Annotated in this window: 18 protein-coding genes; 7 read left to right on the top strand and 11 right to left on the bottom strand. The window is 64.0% G+C overall.

Going from position 1 to position 19102, the window contains the following annotated elements:
• Window positions 1-10: 10 nt before the first annotated feature.
• The 4 genes from gatB to CK501_RS13665 form a co-directional block, all read right to left on the bottom strand.
• Window positions 11-1465 (bottom strand): Asp-tRNA(Asn)/Glu-tRNA(Gln) amidotransferase subunit GatB, encoded by a 1455-nt coding sequence (gene gatB / locus CK501_RS13680; protein WP_095618299.1) that lies wholly within the window; start codon window positions 1463-1465, stop codon window positions 11-13.
• A gap of 178 nt (window positions 1466-1643) precedes the next feature.
• Window positions 1644-3098, bottom strand: coding sequence for an Asp-tRNA(Asn)/Glu-tRNA(Gln) amidotransferase subunit GatA (gatA, locus tag CK501_RS13675; RefSeq protein WP_095618298.1), 1455 nt, complete (start codon window positions 3096-3098; stop codon window positions 1644-1646).
• A gap of 8 nt (window positions 3099-3106) precedes the next feature.
• Entirely contained in the window at window positions 3107-3394 is a 288-nt protein-coding gene (gatC, locus tag CK501_RS13670) for an Asp-tRNA(Asn)/Glu-tRNA(Gln) amidotransferase subunit GatC (RefSeq protein WP_077530624.1), read from the bottom strand.
• A 59-nt stretch (window positions 3395-3453) separates the two neighbouring features.
• Window positions 3454-4596, bottom strand: coding sequence for a hypothetical protein (locus CK501_RS13665; RefSeq protein WP_143421440.1), 1143 nt, complete (start codon window positions 4594-4596; stop codon window positions 3454-3456).
• Between the two features lie 292 nt (window positions 4597-4888).
• Between CK501_RS13665 and CK501_RS13660 the strand changes: the two genes are divergently transcribed.
• From CK501_RS13660 to CK501_RS13630, 7 genes are read left to right on the top strand one after another with little or no spacing between them, the layout of a single operon-like run.
• Entirely contained in the window at window positions 4889-5929 is a 1041-nt protein-coding gene (locus tag CK501_RS13660; protein ID WP_095618296.1) for a rod shape-determining protein, read from the top strand.
• A 25-nt stretch (window positions 5930-5954) separates the two neighbouring features.
• Window positions 5955-6893, top strand: coding sequence for a rod shape-determining protein MreC (mreC, locus tag CK501_RS13655; RefSeq protein ID WP_332888984.1), 939 nt, complete (start codon window positions 5955-5957; stop codon window positions 6891-6893).
• A gap of 2 nt (window positions 6894-6895) precedes the next feature.
• The gene (mreD, locus tag CK501_RS13650) at window positions 6896-7375 is read left to right on the top strand and encodes a rod shape-determining protein MreD (RefSeq protein ID WP_198949524.1); all 480 of its coding nucleotides are present in this window, start codon (window positions 6896-6898) and stop codon (window positions 7373-7375) included.
• Between the two features lie 5 nt (window positions 7376-7380).
• Window positions 7381-7995 carry a Maf family protein gene (locus CK501_RS13645; RefSeq protein ID WP_095618294.1) on the top strand — a complete coding sequence of 205 codons (615 nt, stop codon included), beginning with the start codon at window positions 7381-7383 and terminating at the stop codon, window positions 7993-7995.
• Window positions 7988-9463, top strand: coding sequence for a ribonuclease G (gene rng, locus CK501_RS13640; protein WP_095618293.1), 1476 nt, complete (start codon window positions 7988-7990; stop codon window positions 9461-9463). The genes CK501_RS13645 and rng overlap by 8 nt, the downstream gene beginning before the upstream one ends.
• Before the next feature lie 33 nt (window positions 9464-9496).
• The gene (locus tag CK501_RS13635) at window positions 9497-13486 is read left to right on the top strand and encodes a YhdP family protein (protein WP_095618292.1); all 3990 of its coding nucleotides are present in this window, start codon (window positions 9497-9499) and stop codon (window positions 13484-13486) included.
• The gene (locus CK501_RS13630; protein WP_095618291.1) at window positions 13483-14325 is read left to right on the top strand and encodes a carbon-nitrogen hydrolase family protein; all 843 of its coding nucleotides are present in this window, start codon (window positions 13483-13485) and stop codon (window positions 14323-14325) included. Before CK501_RS13635 ends, CK501_RS13630 begins: the two co-directional genes overlap by 4 nt.
• On the opposite strand, the gene CK501_RS13625 is transcribed toward CK501_RS13630, so the two are convergent.
• The 7 genes from CK501_RS13625 to CK501_RS13595 form a co-directional block, all read right to left on the bottom strand.
• Complete coding sequence (locus tag CK501_RS13625) at window positions 14322-14615, bottom strand: ComEA family DNA-binding protein (protein ID WP_095618290.1); 294 nt, start codon at window positions 14613-14615, stop codon at window positions 14322-14324. The two genes, CK501_RS13630 and CK501_RS13625, sit on opposite strands and share 4 nt — an antisense overlap.
• A gap of 259 nt (window positions 14616-14874) precedes the next feature.
• Window positions 14875-15399, bottom strand: a complete 525-nt coding sequence (yjgA, locus tag CK501_RS13620; RefSeq protein ID WP_095618289.1) for a ribosome biogenesis factor YjgA — start codon at window positions 15397-15399, stop codon at window positions 14875-14877.
• A complete protein-coding gene (locus CK501_RS13615) occupies window positions 15396-15665 on the bottom strand; it encodes an HPr family phosphocarrier protein (protein WP_095618288.1) in 270 nt (89 codons plus the stop codon). The genes yjgA and CK501_RS13615 overlap by 4 nt, the downstream gene beginning before the upstream one ends.
• Before the next feature lie 16 nt (window positions 15666-15681).
• Entirely contained in the window at window positions 15682-16554 is an 873-nt protein-coding gene (gene rapZ, locus CK501_RS13610; protein ID WP_095618287.1) for an RNase adapter RapZ, read from the bottom strand.
• Window positions 16555-16587: 33 nt separating this feature from the next.
• Window positions 16588-17067, bottom strand: a complete 480-nt coding sequence (ptsN, locus tag CK501_RS13605) for a PTS IIA-like nitrogen regulatory protein PtsN (RefSeq protein ID WP_095618286.1) — start codon at window positions 17065-17067, stop codon at window positions 16588-16590.
• 15 nt (window positions 17068-17082) lie between these two features.
• Window positions 17083-17391: a ribosome hibernation-promoting factor, HPF/YfiA family gene (gene hpf, locus CK501_RS13600; RefSeq protein WP_077530637.1), complete on the bottom strand. Its 309-nt coding sequence runs from the start codon at window positions 17389-17391 to the stop codon at window positions 17083-17085.
• 66 nt (window positions 17392-17457) lie between these two features.
• Window positions 17458-19023, bottom strand: coding sequence for an RNA polymerase factor sigma-54 (locus CK501_RS13595; RefSeq protein ID WP_095618348.1), 1566 nt, complete (start codon window positions 19021-19023; stop codon window positions 17458-17460).
• Window positions 19024-19102: the final 79 nt, after the last annotated feature.

Below are 19102 nucleotides of genomic sequence, written 5' to 3'. Positions count from 1 at the left end.
ATGTAGCACCCTAATCGCTTGAGGTCAGCTTCTGCTGCAGTATGTCGTTCACCTGGGCCGGGTTGGCCTTGCCCTGTGAGGCCTTCATGACCTGGCCGACCAGGGCGTTGAACTTCTTCTTCTGCTTTTTGGCCACTTCCTCGCCAAGATAGTCGTCCACCATGGCCTGGTTGTCCGCCAGCACCTGGTCCACCAGCGCCTCGATCTCACTGCTGTCCGAGACCTGCTTAAGCCCCTGCTTATCGATGATCTCATCCGGGCTGCCTTCGCCATTCCACAGCGCTTCAAAGACCTGCTTGGCGAGTTTGCCGGAGATGGTGCCGTCCTGGACGCGCAGGATCAGAGTGGCAAGATCGCTGGCGCCTACCGGGCAGTCCTGGATCTCGACCTCGTTCTGGTTCATCAGTCGGGCCAGTTCGCCCATGATCCAGTTGGCCGCCTGGCGGGCATCGCCGCTGCCCCGGGCGACCTGCTCGAAGTAGTCAGCCAGCGTCTGGCTCTGCACCAGGGGAGCGGCTTCGTCCGCGTTCAGGCCATACTCGGTGATGAAGCGGGCCTGTTTGGTGTCCGGCAGTTCCGGCAGGTCATCCCGGATGCGGTCGATGTACTCGTCGTCGATTTCGACCGGCAGCAGATCCGGGTCCGGGAAATAGCGGTAGTCGTTGGCGAACTCCTTGGTCCGCATGGAGCGGGTTTCATCCCTGTCCGCGTCGTACAGCCGGGTTTCCTGCTGGACTTCACCGCCGTCCTCGATCAGCTCGATCTGGCGTTCCACCTCGGTGTTGATGGCTTTTTCCACGAAGCGGAAGGAATTGACGTTCTTGATCTCGCTGCGGGTGCCGAATTCGGTCTGGCCTTTCGGGCGCACTGAGACGTTGCAGTCGCAGCGCATGGAGCCCTGGGACATGTCGCCGTCGGAGATGCCGAGATAGGTGACGATGGCGTGGATCTTCCGCAGGTAGGCAGCGGCTTCCTCGGCGCTGCGCATGTCCGGCTCGGAGACGATCTCGAGCAGGGGCGTGCCGGCGCGGTTGAGGTCGATACCGGACTGGCCCTGGAAGTCTTCGTGCAGGGATTTGCCCGCATCTTCCTCCAGGTGGGCGTGCTCGATGCCGATGGTGCGCTCACTGCCGTCGGACAGGTTCACGCTGACTTCGCCCTTGCCCACGATGGGGTGGTACATCTGGCTGATCTGGTAGCCCTTGGGCAGGTCAGCGTAGAAGTAGTTCTTGCGGTCAAAGACGGAGCGGTGCGCAATATCAGCATTAACGGCGAAGCCGAACTGCACGGCCATGCGCACGGCGCCTTCGTTGAGCACGGGAAGCATGCCGGGCATGGCCAGGTCGACGGCGCTGGCCTGGGCGTTGGGTTCGGCGCCGAAGGCAGTGCTGGCGCCGGAGAAGATCTTGGATTGGGTGGCGAGCTGTACGTGGACTTCCAGCCCGATCACGGTTTCCCATTGCATGGCGTTTATGCTCCCGCGGAGTTGTCTCTAGCTTTCCTGTTTATTGCTGGTGCGGGCGGGGTAACCCGTTACAGGAATCGCTATGAATCCATCCCTGGACGCTGCGCGGTCGCCATCCCTGGCGACCGAGCTTCCTGTAACGGGTTACCCCGCCCACACCCTCCGGCACCCAGCTGTTTCAGGCACTGTTCGGCGCTACCTGCCTGTGCCAGTCCGTCACCTGCTGGAAACGGTGGGCGGCATTGAGCATGCGCGCTTCGTCGAAATAGTTGCCGATGATCTGCAGCCCTACTGGCAGGTTGTTCACCATGCCACCGGGGATGGACATGGCCGGCAGGCCCGCCAGGTTGGAGGCGATGGTGAAGACGTCCTCCAGGTACATGTTGATCGGGTCGTCGGTCTTGTCGCCCTGGGCGAAGGCCGGTGAGGGCGATGTGGGGCCCATGATCAGGTCGACTTCATTGAAGGCATTGGTGAAGTCCTGCTGGATCAGGCGGCGGACTTTCTGGGCCTTGAGGTAGTAGGCGTCGAAGAAGCCGGCCGAGAGGGCGTAGGTGCCGACCAGGATGCGGCGTTTGACCTCTTCGCCGAAGCCTTCGGAGCGCGAGCGCAGGTAGAGGTCGTTGAGATCCTGCGGGTTGTCGCAGCGGTGGCCGTAGCGCACGCCGTCGAAGCGTGAAAGGTTGGCGGACGCTTCGGCGGGCGCGATCACGTAGTAGGCGGCCACGGCCAGGTGCGAGTGGGGCAGGGTGATCTCTTTCACTGTGGCCCCGAGTTTTTCGTACTCGCGCACGGCGCTGCGGACCTGCTCGGCCATTGCCGGTGACAGTTCATCGGAGAAGTATTCCTTTGGCAGGCCGATGCGCAGCCCGCTCAGGTCGTTCTCAAGGCTGGCACTGTAATCCGGCACCTCGCGGTCCAGACTGGTGGAGTCCTTCGGGTCGAATCCGGCCATGGTGTTGAGCATCAGGGCCGCGTCCCGCGCATCGCGGGTGAGGGTGCCGGCCTGGTCCAGGCTGGAGGCGAAGGCGATGATGCCGTACCGGGAGATGCGGCCATAGGTGGGCTTGAGGCCTGTGAGGCCACACAGTGCCGCGGGCTGGCGGATGGAGCCGCCGGTGTCGGTGGCGGTAGCGGCGGGCACCAGGCGTGCCGCCACGGCCGCGGCGGAGCCGCCGGAGGAACCGCCGGGAACAAGGCCGTCACCCCAAGGGTTGGTCACCGGGCCAAAGTAGCTGGTTTCGTTGGACGAACCCATGGCGAATTCGTCCATGTTGGCCTTGCCCACGCAGACCGCGCCGGCGTCGTCCAGCTTCTGGGCCACGGTTGAGTTATAGGGCGGCGCGAAGTTTTCGAGCATGCGCGAGCCGCAGGTGGTGAGCAGGTCCTCGGTGCAGAAGATGTCCTTGTGCGCGAAGGGAATACCGGTCAGAGGGCCTGCCCGACCGTCTGTACGGGCCTTATCGGCGGCGCGGGCCTGTTCAAGGGCGCGCTCTTCCGCGACGGTGATGAAGCTGTTGTAGCGTCCGTCGTGCGCCCGGATGCGCTCCAGGGTTTCGCGGGTGAGCGCTTCGCTGGTGGTTTCGCCCGCCTCGAGTGCCCGGGCCAGTTCGGAAAGGGTGCTGGTGTGCATGGCGGCGCTTACTCCACTACCCGCGGAACCAGATAGAGCCCGTCCTGTGTCTCGGGGGCCACGGCCTGGAACCGTTCGCGCTTGTTGGTTTCGGTTACTTCATCCGGGCGCAGCCGCTGGGTGGCGTCCAGCGGGTGGGCCATGGGGGTGATGCCGTCGGTGTCCGCGGCCTGGAGCTGGTCGACCATGCCGAGTATGTCGCTCAGCTTGCCCTCGAGGGCTTCCTTCTCGGAGTCCTCGAGCTGGATGCGCGCCAGCCAGGCCACCTGTTCGATCTTGTCTCTGGAAATGCTCATGCCGTTTCCTTCCCTTCGGAGCGCGGGATGATAGCAGATGCAGCCCTGATCCGAACCCCCTAGAGCGGGATGCGCACGCGCAGGTTGCCGCCACCGAAGGCGGCACTGTGCAGTTCCACGGTGGGGTTCAGCGTGAGCCGGGCGCCGTTGCCAGGCGACCAGGTGAACGGCAGTGAAGCCTTGGCATAGGTGCCGTCTTGGTTGGTGCGCCGGCGGTCGATGCCGGTCAGAGACTCACCGTCAACATGGCTGATGAACAGCTCCGGGGCGAAATGCCAGTCCGGGGATAGCGGGGTTGTCAGGCCCGCGAACACCAGATGTTCGTCCCGGCTGGAAAGCTGCTGCGCCCCGCCGATCAGGGCGCCCTTCTCGGACAGGCTCAGGAATTCCCCGCCCAGGCGCCATTGGCTGACGGGGTCGCCGCCCAGTGTCAGAGCGATCCGGCTGCGCCAGGCGCGTCTTTCCATGGCCGCTGACCGGTTGCTGGTGGTGGCGCTTTCGTGGCGATTGGTGGCCAGGCCTTCCGCCAGCCAGCGCAGCCGGCTCCGTTCACAGGGGCGGTACTGGATACTGGCGCCACCCTGCAGGGATTCATCCCGGAAGCGACGCTCCAGTGATGGGATTTCCAGTTCGGTTTCCGGTGACGCGCTGATATAGCTGCGCAGGGTGCTGTCAGCGGAAGGGTGCCATTCGCCGGCGCTGAACAGGGTGATGGGTTCGCTCAGGTACTGGTCCTCATCCTGTTTGCTGTTGAACAGGTACTCCGGGAGAACCACGGCGAATCGCGCCGCGTTGCCGGCGTCATCCTGCCAGCCCAGTTCGGGCTGGAGGTCGATGCGGGATTTGTCCCCGCGCACATCCGCCATCAGTCGCGCCTGGAAGCCGCCCCCCGGATGCACGCCAATGCCCAGAAGGTTGCGGGTATAGCGCCCGTCAAAGTCCTCGCTCCGGCGGAATCGGTACTGGAAGTCCAGCGTTCCTTCATCGTCGAATTGCCGGGTGACCCTGACGCTGGCATCCAGGAAAAGCTCTCTGGTACGCGTGCTTCCGCCCGTACCTTCAATGTGGTCGCGGGGTACTGGGGCGGCATGGAGCTCAGGGGCTCTGGCCGTGAAGCTGTTGCGCTGGATGAAACTTTCGTCATTGTACTGGAAGGTGCGCCCCTCCAGGACACGCTCCTGGCGGAATGGCTGCGGTTCCATGACCAGGGTGTCACCCCAGAACGCGGTCGCTGAGCCGGGTACTGCCAGCAATAGCAGGGCAACGGATCTGATGGTTGGTCCGGTTCGGCGGGCTGCCAGAGGCTGCGACATGACGTCCACTGTTGTTTATGAAACAGGCATTATTCCATTGCTGCCTGGCCGCTCACAATGCCGGTCGTCTTGCCTGAACCCCCCGCCACTGCTAAAGTTCCGGCATCCAAGAGGTTTCGCCACGCAACGGGGAAGGCGAGGCCAGCCATCGAATCCGTAAAGCCAGGTTGAAACAGCACCGATGCTCAAGAAACTCAGAGGCGCGTTCTCCAGCGATCTGTCCATTGATCTGGGGACCGCCAACACGCTCATCTTTGTCCGCGGCCGCGGGATCATCCTGGATGAGCCTTCCGTTGTTGCGGTCAGCACCTCCAACGGGCAGAAGAAAGTCGCTGCCGTGGGCAGTGAGGCCAAGCGCATGCTGGGCCGGACTCCGGGCAACATCAAGGCCATCCGCCCGATGAAGGACGGGGTGATCGCGGATTTCGTGGTCACCGAGAAGATGCTTCAGCACTTCATCCACAAGGTGCATGAGAACAGCTTCATTACCCCGAGTCCGCGGGTTCTGGTCTGTGTGCCCAGCAAGAGCACCCAGGTGGAGCGCAAGGCGATCCGCGAATCCGCCCTCGGTGCCGGTGCCCGGGAGGTGTTCCTGATTGAGGAGCCCATGGCGGCCGCGATCGGCGCGGGGCTCCCGGTGGAGGAAGCCAGCGGTTCCATGATCGTGGACATCGGTGGGGGGACCACTGAGATCGCGATCATTTCGCTCAACGGCATCGTCTATGCGGAATCGGTGCGCGTTGGTGGTGACAAGTTCGACGAAGCCATTGTCACCTATGTGCGCCGCAACTACGGGAGCCTGATCGGGGATTCCACGGCCGAGCGCATCAAGCACGAGATCGGCTGTGCCTATGAGGGGCTGGAAGTGCGCGAGATCGATGTGCGTGGGCGCAACCTCGCCGAGGGCGTGCCGCGCCAGTTCACGCTCAACAGCAACGAGATCCTGGAGGCGCTGCAGGAATCGCTGTCGCAGATTGTTCAGACCGTCAAGAGTGCGCTTGAGCAGTCGCCCCCCGAGCTGGCCTCCGATATCGCGGAGCGTGGCATTGTTCTGACCGGTGGCGGTGCGCTGCTGCGTGGCCTCGACAGTCTTCTGAGTGAGGAAACCGGCCTGCCCGTGGTGGTGGCGGAAGATCCGCTGACCTGCGTGGCACGGGGTGGTGGCAAGGCGCTCGAGCGCATCGACAAGAGCGGCGTGACCATGTTTTCCCAGGACGACTGACAGAGTCGCCACCGGTTCCGGTTGAATCGCAAGAAGACCCGCCGCTGCCGTCCCGGGGCCAGCGGCGGCTGTCGTTCTGAACGGGGGACGGTCCATCAACACGCTTTTCACGCAAGGCCCACTCATTGGTCCCAGGTTGGTGCTGGTGGTGCTCCTGTCCGGAGTGCTGGTCGGCTCGGACCTGTACCTGCCCTATGGTGACCGGGTTCGCAGCTGGCTCATGACCGGTCTGACGCCGGTCTACTGGCTGGGGCATGCGCCGGACCGCTTCCTGGACTGGATGGGGGAGCTGACCACCAGCCGCTCCGAGCTGCTCCAGGAGAACGAAGCCCTGGAGTCCAGGCTGCTGGTGCTGGAGCGCCGCGCCCAGCGCTACACTGCCCTTGCTGCAGAGAATGCTCGTCTCCGGGAACTCCTGAACGCTTCTGAACAGCTGGATGACCGGGTGCTCGTCGCCGATGTGATCGGCGTGACACCGGACCCACTGACCCATGAGATCATCCTGAACAAGGGCGAATCCGATGGGCTGAGCAAAGGTCAGGCGGTGCTCGATGCCCAGGGCCTCATGGGGCAGATTGTGCATACCAGTGCCCATGCCTCCCGCGCCATCCTGATTTCCGACAACAGTCATGCGGTTCCCGTGGAGGTTAACCGCAATGGGCTGCGTGCGATCATGTTCGGCACCGGCGAGCATGATCGCATGGAGCTTGCCCATGTGCCGGATACCGCCGATATTGAGGTCGGGGATCTGCTGGTCAGCTCCGGGCTGGGCGGGCGTTTTCCCCAGGGGTATCCGGTGGCGCGGATCAACAGCATCAAACACGATCCGGGTGAGCCCTTTGCCCGGGTCGAGGCCCGCCCCATGGCCAGGCTCAACAGCAGCAGCCAGGTGCTGGTGGTGTTCAGCGGTGGCTCGATCAGCGGCGGGGACACGCCATCACCGGCGACTGGGGAGGAGGACTGAGCATGGTGCAGCGTTCGGTCAGTTACCCGGTGGCTATCCTGAGTGCCCTTGTCGCCCTGGTGGGCACCATCTCGCTGTTCCCGCAGCAGATCGGGCAATGGCGCCCGGAATGGATCGGGCTTGTCGTGATCTACTGGGTGCTGCGGGCGCCACAGACCTTCGGTATTGTGCTGGCCTGGTGTCTGGGCCTGCTGGTGGATGTGCTGCGCGCGGATATTCTGGGTATGAATGCCCTGGCCATGGCCCTGATCGCCTTCATGGTGCTGGCCGCCCATCAGCGGATGAAACTGTTCCCCCTGGCGCAGCAGTCGCTCGTGGTTTTTCTCATGATCGGCCTGGCGCACATGGTGGTGCACTTCCTTCACCAGTTGCTGGGGGAGGCGGGCGGCGGCTTTGACTACCTGCTTCCCGCGGTTACCAGTGGTCTCATATGGCCGGTCTTCCGGAGCTTCTGGGATTTCGTGAATCGTAAGCTGGAGTAATACGAATGAGCAGTCCAGCCTTCCAGCCACTGGTACTGGCCTCCGCCTCACCGCGGCGCCGTGAGTTGCTGGATCAGATCGGGATCCGGCACGAGGTCGCCCCTGTCTCCATCGATGAGACCCCGGGTCAGCATGAGGCACCGGATCTCTATGTTCTGCGGCTGGCCAGGCAGAAGGCGCTGACCTGTCAGGCCGGGTGGCATGATGCCGGACGCCTCTTCCTGGGGGCGGATACGACGGTGGTCATGGATGGCCGCATCATGGGCCAGCCCGCCAATGCCGAGGAAGCCCGGACCATGCTGGCCCGGCTGTCCGGGCGCGAGCACCAGGTGATGAGTGGTGTGGCGCTGGCTGGCCCCCACGCCGTCCGTGAACGGGTGGTTGCCTCACGGGTGCGGCTGCGTCCGCTGTCCAGCGCCGAGATTGATAACTATGTGGCCACGGGCGAACCACTGGACAAGGCCGGAGCCTTCGCGGTCCAGGGGCGCGGGGCGGCGCTGGTCTCGGAGCTGTCCGGCAGCTATACCGCTGTGGTGGGGCTGCCTCTGGAGGCGGTCACGGACCTGCTGCATCAGGTGGATCAGCCCGTGCATCAGTGGTGGGTGACGTCTGATGAGTGAAGAAATCCTGATCAACGTCACGCCCGTCGAGACCCGGGTGGCCCTGGTGGAAAACGGCATGCTCCAGGAAGCCTATGTGGAGCGGACCCGCAACAAGGGCATTGTTGGCAATATCTACAAGGGAAAGGTGGTACGGGTGCTTCCGGGCATGGAGGCGGCCTTTGTGGATATCGGGCTGGAGCGGGCCGCTTTCATCCATGCCTCGGATGTGGCCGAACTCGGTGGTGACGGCGACAGCAGCGCGCCACGCACGGTTCCGGACATCCGTTCGCTGCTGCGTGAGGGCCAGTCGATCATTGTGCAGGTGACCAAGGACCCGATTGGCACCAAGGGCGCACGCCTGACCACCCATCTTTCCATCCCGTCACGCTATCTCGTCTACATGCCGGCCATGTCCCACATCGGGATCTCGCAGCGCATCGAGGATGAAGCCGAGAGAAAACGCCTGCGTGAGCTGATCCAGTCGGTGGCGAGGGACTATGAGCTGGACGCCGGGGGCTACATTGTCCGTACTGCTGCCGAGAGTGTGGGAGAGGACGATATCCGGCGGGACATGGACTACCTCAACCGCCTGTCCACGTCCATCATGGAAGGCGCCCGTGATGTTCAGGCCCCGGGGGTGATCTACGAGGACCTGCCGCTGTTCATCCGGACGGTGCGGGATCTGGTGCGGGTCCAGACGGAGAAGATCCGTATCGATTCGCGGGAAAGCTGCGAGAAACTGCTGGCATTCGCGGACCGCTTTGTCGAGCAGTTGCGCGAAATGATCGAGTTCTATCCCGGCGAGCGCCCCCTTTTCGACCTCTACAGTGTCGAGGATGAGATCCAGAAGGCGCTGAGCCGCCATGTGCAGCTCAAATCCGGTGGTCATGCGCTGATCGACCAGACCGAGGCCATGACCACCATCGATGTGAATACCGGCGCCTTTGTCGGTCACCGCAATCTCGAAGAGACCATCTTCAAGACCAACCTGGAGGCGGCCCGCGCCATCAGCCGCCAGCTGCGACTGCGTAATCTCGGCGGCATCATCATCATCGACTTCATCGACATGGCCGACCCGGAGCACCAGCGCCAGGTGCTGCGCATGCTCGAGAAGATGCTGGAACGGGACCATGCCCGGACCAAGATCACCGGCGTGTCCGAACTGGGTCTGGTGGAGATGACCCGCAAGCGCACCACCGAGAGCCTGGGGCAGCTGCTGTGCGAACCCTGCCCGGTCTGTAATGGTCGGGGGTTTCTCAAGACACCGGAGACGGTCTGCTACGAGATCTTCCGCGAGATCATGCGGGTCAATCGCGCCTACGATGTGGAGGGGCTGCTGGTGATGGCCTCGCAGAGCGTGATCGACCGGCTTCTGGACGAGGATTCGGATAACGTTGCGGACCTCGAGACCTTTATTGGCAAGACCATCAAGTTCCAGGTTGAGCTGGTCTACAGCCAGGAGCAGTACGATGTGGTCCTGCTCTAGCGCCACAGCCCGCTTTTCCCGGGGGTGCGGTTTATGAGCAGGGCCGCATCGGGGGGTGTCCGCCCGGTGCTGTGGGCACTGCTCAACCGTCTGGTAACGGTCGTCTGGATCAGCGCCCTGACGCTGCTGATTGTCGCCGCGCTCTACGTGGGCCTGGGCCGTCAGGTCATGGCCAACCTCCATCATTTCGAAGCCGAGATCGAAACAGCGCTGACCCGGGCGCTTGACAGGCCCGTGCACCTCAGTGGTCTCAGCGGTGACTGGCAGGGGCTGGATCCTGTCCTCCGGGTTGGGGAAATGACGGTCGGAGAGCCGGGCCAGACGGATGCCTCACTGGGGCAGCTGAAGATCCGGCTCGACAGCTGGGCCTCGCTGGTGCGTCTGCGTCTGGTGTTCCGCGAGCTCCGTGCCAATGGGGCCGAGGCGACACTGGTGCAGCACCCGGATGGCGGGATTGCGGTTGCCGGCCTGTGGCAGCCATCCGACAGTGACGAGGAGCCCGGGGGACCGGCCGGTGCCGCCTCGGGGGCGCTGGCGGCCCTGGATGGGCATCTGGGCGAATGGATCGACCAGGCGGGACGGCTTCTGTCCGATCCCGTTGTAACGCTGACGGATCTGCGACTGCGCGTCGAGCCGGCTTCCGGGGAGCCTGTATCACTCAGTGTTCCGGCAATGGACGTGCGCTTTGAGGACGGTCTGTTTTCCGCCAGTGGGCATCTGGTCAGGGGCGGCGATGAGCGCCGGCGCCTCGGCGCCTTTGCCCTGGAAGGGCAGCACCTTCTGAGTAGCGGCTTCACCGGGGACCTCTTCCTGGATCTGGATTCCGCTGGCGTTTTCAGTGACCTGCTCACCCCCTATGAATGGCGCGGGATGGCGGTTGATTCGCTCAATGCCCGGGCCGAGACCTGGTTGAGGTTCCGTCGGGCCCGGCTCCAGCGGGCACGGGTGTCGCTGCGGCTGCCTGAGCTCGGTCTGGCATCGCCGGTAGCTCCTGTCACCCGGCTCAGGGATCTGAGTGCGGATCTGCTGTGGCGGCAAACGGACGCGGGTTGGCTTCTGGAGACGCGCGGCTCGGCCTTCCGCTGGGGCGGACAGGAAGCCGGCGCCTTCTCCGTCCGGGCGGAACGCACCAGTGATGGCCTGACAGTGGCCGCACAGGGCCTGGATCTGGGGGCGGCCAGCTCGCTGGTGCGCCACAGCGGCCTGTTGCCGAAAGAGGAGCAGGAGCGCCTGGCCGGCCATGATCCCACAGGCCTGATGGAGCATCTTGAAATCACCGTCCCCGACAACGGCGACTGGCGGCTGCGGGGTGCCTTCAAAGACATTGCTGTGGCGGCGGTCGAAGGGGCGCCTTCGGGCAGTGGGCTGGACGGCTACCTTGAGACCGGCCCACGGCAAGGTCGAGTGACCCTTGAATCCGGCCCGTCCCGCATCGGATTCCCGGAGCTGTTCCACACGGACTGGCGTTTCCAGCGCCTCGCCGGTCGCGTCCACTGGTCACGTCGCAGTGATGGCTGGGAGGTGGCGGCACGGCGTCTTGTCGGGCGGCACGAGGGTATGGATGCCTCTGGCGGATTCCGGTTGCGGCTGCATGAGGGGAGCTCGGATACGCTGTCACTGCGGGTCGGCATTGCTGGCGGCAGAACTGGCATGCTGGGCCGCTTTGTACCCCGTAAACGGGTACCCCCGGAACTCTATTCCTTCCTCACCGAGGCCGTAGGCAGGGGCACCGTGACCAGTGGGTGGTATTACGGTCATGGGGATATCGGCGGTGACGATGCCGATGAAACTGCCCGTGATCGTGCCTTCACCTCCAGTATGGCGTACCGCTTCCGGGACACTGAGCTGACCTACGATCCTGAGTGGCCAACACTGGAGGGCGCTGCCGGGCAGGTGCGGGTGCAGGGTGACGAGGGCCATATCCGGCTGGATGAAGGCGTGGTGGCCGGTGTTGAGCTTGAGCCCAGTCAGATCCGGGTAACGGGTGACGATGGGGAAGGGCTGCGCGTGGATGTGGATACCGGGGCCCGTCGCGAGGGCGAGCTGCTAACGGAGCAGTGGCGCAGCAGTCCTCTTGCAGCGATCACTGGTGACTGGTTGGGAGACCTCCGCGTGACCGGCTCCAGCCATGTCGACCTGTCTCTCAGCCTGTGGCCGGGCCAGGCGCGGGACCCGGAGGTGGATCTCCGGTTTGCCCTGGCCGAGGGTCGTGTGCGCTTCCTTCCAGCAAAGCTTGAGTGGCGGGATGTGAACGGGCCGATCCGGTTCTCCACGGATGACGGATTCAGCAATACGGACCTGGATGCGCGCTTCATGGGGGAGCCGGTGACGCTGCAGGTGCGTGATGGCCCGGAACAGGCCCCGGTTTTCCGCCAGCAGGGAGGTCTGGCGGTGCCAAGGCTGGCGGAGTGGCTGGGTCATCCGCTACCCCGGGTCAGCGGCCAGCTCGACTACAGTGCGGCCTTCCGGCCCACGGAAGGCCCTTCCCTGCGGCTGGATGGCGATCTTTCAGACCTCGTTCTGGACTGGCCGGCACCGTTCAGCAAGGAAGCCGGTGAGGGTCACAGCCTGACAGCCCAGGTGGACTTCGGCGGTGCGGATTCGGAGGCCGTGCGCATCGAGGGGGACTGGCAGCCACTGGGTGCGTTCCGGCTGGTGATGCGTGACGGGAGGGTAGAGCGCGGGCGCATTGGTCTGGGCGTGCGGCGCACGGCGCTTCCGGAGGAGCCGGTTCTCAGCCTCACCGGGAATCTACCGCGCGCCGACCTGAAACAGTGGTGGCGGGCCCTGGCTGACGTTCCGGTGGGCGAAGAGGCAGCCCCTGGCCAGAGCGCAGCGCGGGAACGGCCCGACCTGCCGCCGCTCAGGGTCGAGCTTGGTATTGGTGAGCCGCGTTTCAGCGACTGGACTCTGTCACCGCTTCGCATTCGGGCGGAGGCGGACTCAGGGGGCGATTGGCAGGTGCAGCTGGATTCGGACTGGATCAGTGGCACCCTTGGGAATGGCGGTGAGCGGGCACTGGCGGTGGATCTCGATCACCTGATGCTCCCGGCAACGGCGCCTGATGGCGGGGGAGCGCCAGAGCTGGACAGCGCCATACTGAGCACCGGCGCCCGGGACTGGCCCGATATGGAGATACGCATCGGCCGCCTTGTTGTCGGGGAGCGCCGGCTGACGGATCTGTCGCTGGTGCTGGCGCCGGATGGCAGCCGTATCCGCCTGGATCCGCTGGCGTTTACCATGGGGGATCTGGCCGTGGATGGGAGCATGGTCTGGCAGCCCACGGCCAGCAATGGCGTCACCGAGTTCTCCGGAACCCTGGAGGGCGGGGACCTCAAGGGGCTGGAAGCGCTGATCGGTCAAACCATGGTTCCGATCAGCAGCCAGCGGACCGAGGCCTCTCTGAACATGGCCTGGCCCGGCGGGCCCACGGATTTCAGTCTCTCCGGTCTGCGCGCGGCCATGGACTTCCGGCTTGAGGATGGCATCATTGATCAGGACATTGAGGGCGCGCGCGTGTTCCGGGTTTTTGGCCTGCTGAACACGGATACGCTCTGGCGGCGCCTGCAGCTGGATTTTTCGGACGTCTATGAGTCCGGTGTCCCGTTTGACCATATCGAAGGGGAAGTGCTGATCCACGAGGGGCGCCTGATCTTTGATCCGGCTGTGTCGATCCAGGCGCCTTCCGGCGGGTTCCGCATGAGCGGTGAGGCGGATCTGATCAGTGAGGCACTCGATATGCGCCTGGTGGTGGTGCTGCCGGTTACCCAGAATCTGCCACTGGCAGCGGTTCTGTTCGGCTATGCGCCTCCCATCGGAGGGGCGCTTTTCGTGCTCGATAAGGTGTTTGGCGGTATCCTGAGTCGTGTGACCAGTGCCACCTATACCGTGGAGGGCACCTGGAGTGACCCGGAGATTGAACTCCGGAACCTGTTTGACACGGAGTCGGATCTGGAAAGCTATGAACGGCCCGAGGTGGGTGTGGAAGCCCCCGCAAGGCCTGCAGGGGAGATCAGGCGATGACGGCATCCGTATCGGTAGCGGCCATTCAGATGGTCAGTGGTTTTGAGGTGGAACAGAACCTGGTGCGCGCCCGCGAGCTGCTGGAGCAGGCGGCTGGGGACGGGGCCCGCGTGGCGGTTCTTCCGGAGAATTTCGCGGCCTTCCAGAACCGGCGGCTGGCCGAGCTGGGCCAGTCCGAGGCGCGCGGGGAGGACGGCTCCATCCAGTCCTTTGTGGGTCGCGAGGCCGCACGCCTGGGCCTCTGGATCGTGGCCGGTTCCCTGCCCATGGGCACCCGCCCGGATGGCACCGTGGTGCCCGATGGCCGTGTGCGGGCCGCCTGCATAGTCTGGAATGATCAGGGTGAGCGGGTGGCCCGCTACGACAAGATCCATCTGTTTGATGCCATGGTGGGGGATTCCCAGGGCCGCTATCAGGAGTCGGATCTGTTCGAACCCGGCGATGAGGTGGTGACCGTGGATACCCCGGCAGGACGGCTCGGGCTCAGCATCTGCTACGACCTGCGCTTTCCGGAGCTTTACCGGCGGCTGAGGGAGGCAGGCGCGGAATGGGTGGTGGTGCCTTCCGCCTTCACCCACCGGACCGGTGAGGCCCACTGGGAGCCGCTTCTTAGGGCCCGGGCGATTGAGGATCAGGTCTGGATCTGTGCCCCCAATCAGGGCGGTCAGCACGATGAGCGTCGGCAGACCTGGGGCCACTCCATGATCATTGATCCCTGGGGCAGCGTGGTCGCCGAGCGCTCCGAGGATGGGCCCGGTGTGGTCAGTGCGGTCCTGGACCGCGACCAGCTGGCCAGCACCCGCAGCGCCATCCCGGTATGGGAGCATCGACGCCTCTAGTCGAGGCGGATCTTCTCCCGGTTGTCACTGACAGTGGCCGGGCCGATGCCGTCCACTTCCTCAAGGTGCTCGGGGGTGGTGAACTCACCCTGCTCCTCGCGCCATGAAACAATGGCATCCGCCTTGGCCGGCCCCACGCCATGAAGGGCTTCGGCCAGCACATCCGCGCTGGCGGTATTGATGTTGACGGTTTCGGTCTCTTCCGCGGCGTCCTGGGCCATGACTGGCATGACTGCCAGAACCAGCGCGAGCGCCAGCAGGCGGGTGGTTGCGGAAACGATTCCTTTCATCGTGATGTGCTCCTGTCTGTTCGCGATTGGGGTGGGAACAGAACAGACCCGGAGATGACGGTACGGGGTGATTGAGGTGGTCCAGACGGGCGGCTTCCCTGCCTCCCGAACTGCACCGGCCCTGCCCGACTCCCTGAGCGCTGTCCGTCCCTTTGACCAGGTGCCTCCTGCACCGCATTGCGTCCCTGCCACTGCCTATTCTAGTCAGATCCGTTTCCGGGGAAATAGGACATCGCCCATCCGCCGTGTAAGCGATTTCCTACAGCTGCTCGCCCTCGTCAATGCGCTCGCGCAGGTAGCGGTAGAGGCGTCGGCGCGGGCTGTTGCGATCCCCACTGTCCGACTGCCTGGCCGCATTACGGATCAATTGGCGCAGGTGCTGGACATCGGTCTGTGGGTAACGGTCCATGAACTCGGTCAGCGCCGGCTTGCCTTCATGGATCAGGCGCTCACGCCATCGCTCGGCCATGTGCAGGCGGCGGGTGTGTTCCGGTGTGCCCGCGGTCTGACCGGCCACGGCCCGGCGCAGGGCCTGTTCGTCCTCCTCGAGGATCTGGCGGCCCAGGTAGAGGGTCTGGCGCCGGCGCGGATCGCCGTCCGGCAGGTGCCGGACTTCCAGGAGCCCTTCGATGAGGGCGCTGGAGGCGGGCAGCTGGTGGATACGCTCCTCGGGCAGGGCGGCAAGGGCCGCAGCCAGCTCGCGCAGATCCTGCATCTCCCGTTTCGCCTGGCTTTTGCTGGGCAGCTCTTCCTGCGGTTGCCCTGGGGTATCAGCGTCGCTCATTCGTCCTCGTCAAAACGGTTGTTGATCAGTTCCACCAGCGCGTCCCGGGCGTCGGTCTCGTCCGCGCCCTCGATGATCAGTTCAATGTCCGTACCACAGCTGGCTGCCAGCATCATCACCGACATGATGCTCTTGCCGTCCACTTCCCGCCCGTCACGCCCCAGCTGGATGCTGCTTTCGAACTGTTCGGCGCAGCTTACAAGTTTGGCGGCGGCGCGGGCATGCAGGCCCAGTTTGTTGATGATGGTGATGGATTCTCGGATCATTGGGCTTCCGCTGTGTTCAGGGCGTCGGTTGCGCGTGGGGCAGCTCGGTGTGCCGGACCTGGACGGTATTGAAGGCCTGGCGCAGGTGCGCCGCCAGCTCCTCGGCCATGTAGACCGAGCGGTGCTGGCCGCCGGTGCAGCCGATGGAGATCGTCATGTAGGAGCGGTTCACCGTGTGGAATTCCGGCAGCCAGCGGTCCAGAAACCCCTTGATGTCCTCGAGCAGGGTTGTGGTGCCGGGCTGGCCCGTCAGGTATTCACGGATGGGGGCATCCAGGCCGGTATAGCCGCGCAGGGATTCGTCCCAGAAGGGATTGGGCAGGCAGCGCACATCGAAGACGAAATCCGAGTCGATGGGCACGCCGTGCTTGTAGCCAAAGGACTGGATCAGCAGGGCCATCTGCTGTTCGTCCCGCCCCACGATCCGCTCGCGTACCATGTCGCGCAGCTCGTACATGGAGCGCTCGGTGGTGTCGATGTGCAGGTCCGCCAGCCGCGCGATGGGTTCCAGCAGGGCTTTCTCGTCCTGGATGGCCTCGGACAGCGAGCGTCCCGGTGTGCTCAGGGGGTGCTTGCGGCGGGTCGCGTGGAAGCGCTGCAGCAGCATGCTGTCCGCAGCGTCCAGATAGATGACCTCCACCCTCAGGTCCGGGTGCTGGAGCTGGCGGTAGAGGTTCTCGAAATCGGCAATGTCCGCGGAGAGATTGCGGGCGTCAATGCTGACGGCGATGTCGCTCTGCTGCTCGTCCGATTCCAGCGCCTTGCGCGTCAGCGGCTGCAGCAGTCCGATGGGCAGGTTGTCGATGCAGTAGTAGCCGAGGTCTTCCAGCACATGGAGCGCGGTGCTCTTGCCGGAGCCCGAGCGGCCGCTCACGATGGTCAGTTTCACAGCCCGATCTCCCGCTGGCTGGATGGGTCGACGTTACGGCGATGCCTTCTCGCTGGCGACAATCAGGTCATAGAGTTCCTGCGAGTCCTGGCACTGGCGCAGGCGCCGGCACAGGCCGCGGTCATTGAACTTCTCCGCGAGCTGGCTGAGCAGCTCAAGGTGCTCGCTGGTGGCGTTCTGCGGCACCAGGAGCACGAACAGCAGATCCACCGGCTCACTGTCGATGGCATCGAAGTTGATGGGTTCATCCAGCGTCAGCAGCGCGCCCACCACGCGCTTGCAGTCCTCGAGCCGGCAGTGCGGAATGGCAATGCCCTGTCCGATGCCGGTGCTGCCGAGGCGCTCCCGCGCCACCAGATTGTTGAAGATCTGGTTCTCCTCAAGCTCCGGGTAGTGCTGGGCCACCCTTTCGGCAATGGTCTCGAGGATGCGTTTCTTGCTGGTCCCCGGAACACCGCAGAGGGCCAGTTCCGGGGCAAGGATGGATTCAATGGACAGTGATGAATGGACCATGGATACCGCTTGGGATCAGCGGGTGGCCGCACCGTGCATGCGTTCCACCTGCTTTTCCTTGTGTTTGAGAATTTGCCGGTCAAGCTTGTCCACAAGCTGATCGATCGCCGCGTACATATCGTCGTGCTGGGCCTTGGCGTTGATTTCGCCCCCGGTTACATGGAGCGTGGCTTCGGCGGTCTGTCGCTGTTTGACCACCGACAGTGTCACCTGGGTGTTGCTGATCTGGTCGGTGTGTCGCTCAAGTTTGTCCATCTTGCTCCGGACATAGTCCTTGAGGGCTTCAGTCAGCTCGATGTGGTGACCTGAGATGTTGAGTTGCATAGTCCGCTCCTGTTTCCGGTTCGGCCCGGCCACCGGAAGGTGGCCATCATACAGGCGTAAAACCCTCTAGACGAGACGTTTGCGTTCGTTCGAGGGTGGAATGTGCATCGCCTCGCGGTATTTCGCCACCGTGCGGCGTGCCACATTGATGCCCTGATCACTGAGTATAGTCGCTATACGGTTGTCGCTCAGCGGTTTTCGGCTTTCCTCCTCGTTGATGAGTTTGCGGATCATGGCACGGATGGCTGTGGACGAGCACTCGCCGCCTTCGTCCGTGCTCACATGGCTGGAAAAGAAATACTTCAGTTCGTAAATGCCCCGCGGGGTGTGCATGTACTTCTGGGTGGTGACGCGGGATATGGTGGACTCGTGCATTTCCACCGCCTGGGCGATCTCGGAGAGGATCAGCGGCTTCATCGCTTCCTCGCCTTCCTCGAAGAACCTCTGTTGATGATCGACGATCTGGGAGGCGACTTTCAACAGGGTTTCGTTACGGCTCTGAAGGCTTTTGATGAACCATTTGGCCTCCTGGAGCTGGTCCTTGAGGTAGGTGTTGTCGGCGCTGGAGTCGGACTGGCGGATCAGCGAGGCGTACAGGCTGTTCACCTGCAGCCGGGGCGCGATCTCGGGGTTGAGTTCGATCTTCCAGCGGCCTTCCTGGCGGGTGACGATCACGTCCGGGACCACGTATTCGGTTTCTTCCTCGCCGATGGCGTCCCCGGGGCGGGGGTGCAGGCTCTGGATCAGCCCCAGGACCTCCTTGAGCTGCGCTTCGCTGAGCCGGCTGCGGCGCATGAGCTGGCGGTAGTCACGGCTGCCGAGCAGCTGGATGTAGTGGCTGATCACCAGCCGTGCCTGCTTGAGCCAGGGAGTGTCCGCGGGCAGCTGATTGAGCTGGATCAGCAGGCACTCGCGCAGGTCCCGGGCGGCCACCCCGGGCGGGTCGAAGTGCTGCAGCCGGTGCAGTACCGCTTCAACCTCGTCCATCTCCAGAGGATCCTCGTCGTCCGGCGCGCTCAGGCCCTGGTGGATCTCTTCGAGGCTCTGGGTCAGGTAGCCGGTATCGTCGATGCCATCCACCAGGGCGTGGGCAATGGCGCGGTCGCGTTCGGACATGGGGGTGAGGTTGAGTTGCCAGTGCAGGTGATCCTGAAGGGTCTCGCCGCGGCTGTTGCGGCTCTCAAAGTCCGATTCGCCGCCTTCGTCCTCGGGGCGTGAACTGGCGGGCGTGGCGGGTGCAGTCTGGTAGACGTCGTCCCAGGCGGTATCCACGGGCAGGTTGTCGGGGATCTCGCTGTTGTCCTGCCAGTTCTCGTTTTCCCAGCTTTCGGGTTCGGCGTCAGCGGTTTCCTGTGATCCGTCCTCCTGCGATCCTTCCGGCTCACCGGATTCCCGGGCCTCCTCGCTGCTGTCACTGTGCTCACTGGTGTCAGCGGTGTCGCTGTCGTCAGTTCCCGCCTCAGCCTCCGCCTCGGCTTCCTCGGCGGTTTCAAGCATGGGATTGGATTCCAGCTGCTGCTGGATCTCCTGTTGCAGGTCGAGTGTGGAGAGCTGGAGTAGCCGTATTGCCTGCTGAAGCTGGGGCGTCATCGTGAGCTGCTGGCCCATCTTCAGCTGCAGGGACGCTTTCATGACCATCGACTGCTTTCCCGTTACTGATTGTCCCGCATTTACGTAACCTTAATCCGGCCCTGTAGTAGCCCGGCAGGAA

The organism is Halovibrio salipaludis, assembly GCF_002286965.1.
Taxonomy (GTDB): domain Bacteria; phylum Pseudomonadota; class Gammaproteobacteria; order Pseudomonadales; family Oleiphilaceae; genus Halospina; species Halospina salipaludis.
The sequence above is the reverse complement of the archived record's forward strand: the minus strand, read 5'-3'. Positions and strand labels throughout refer to the sequence as shown.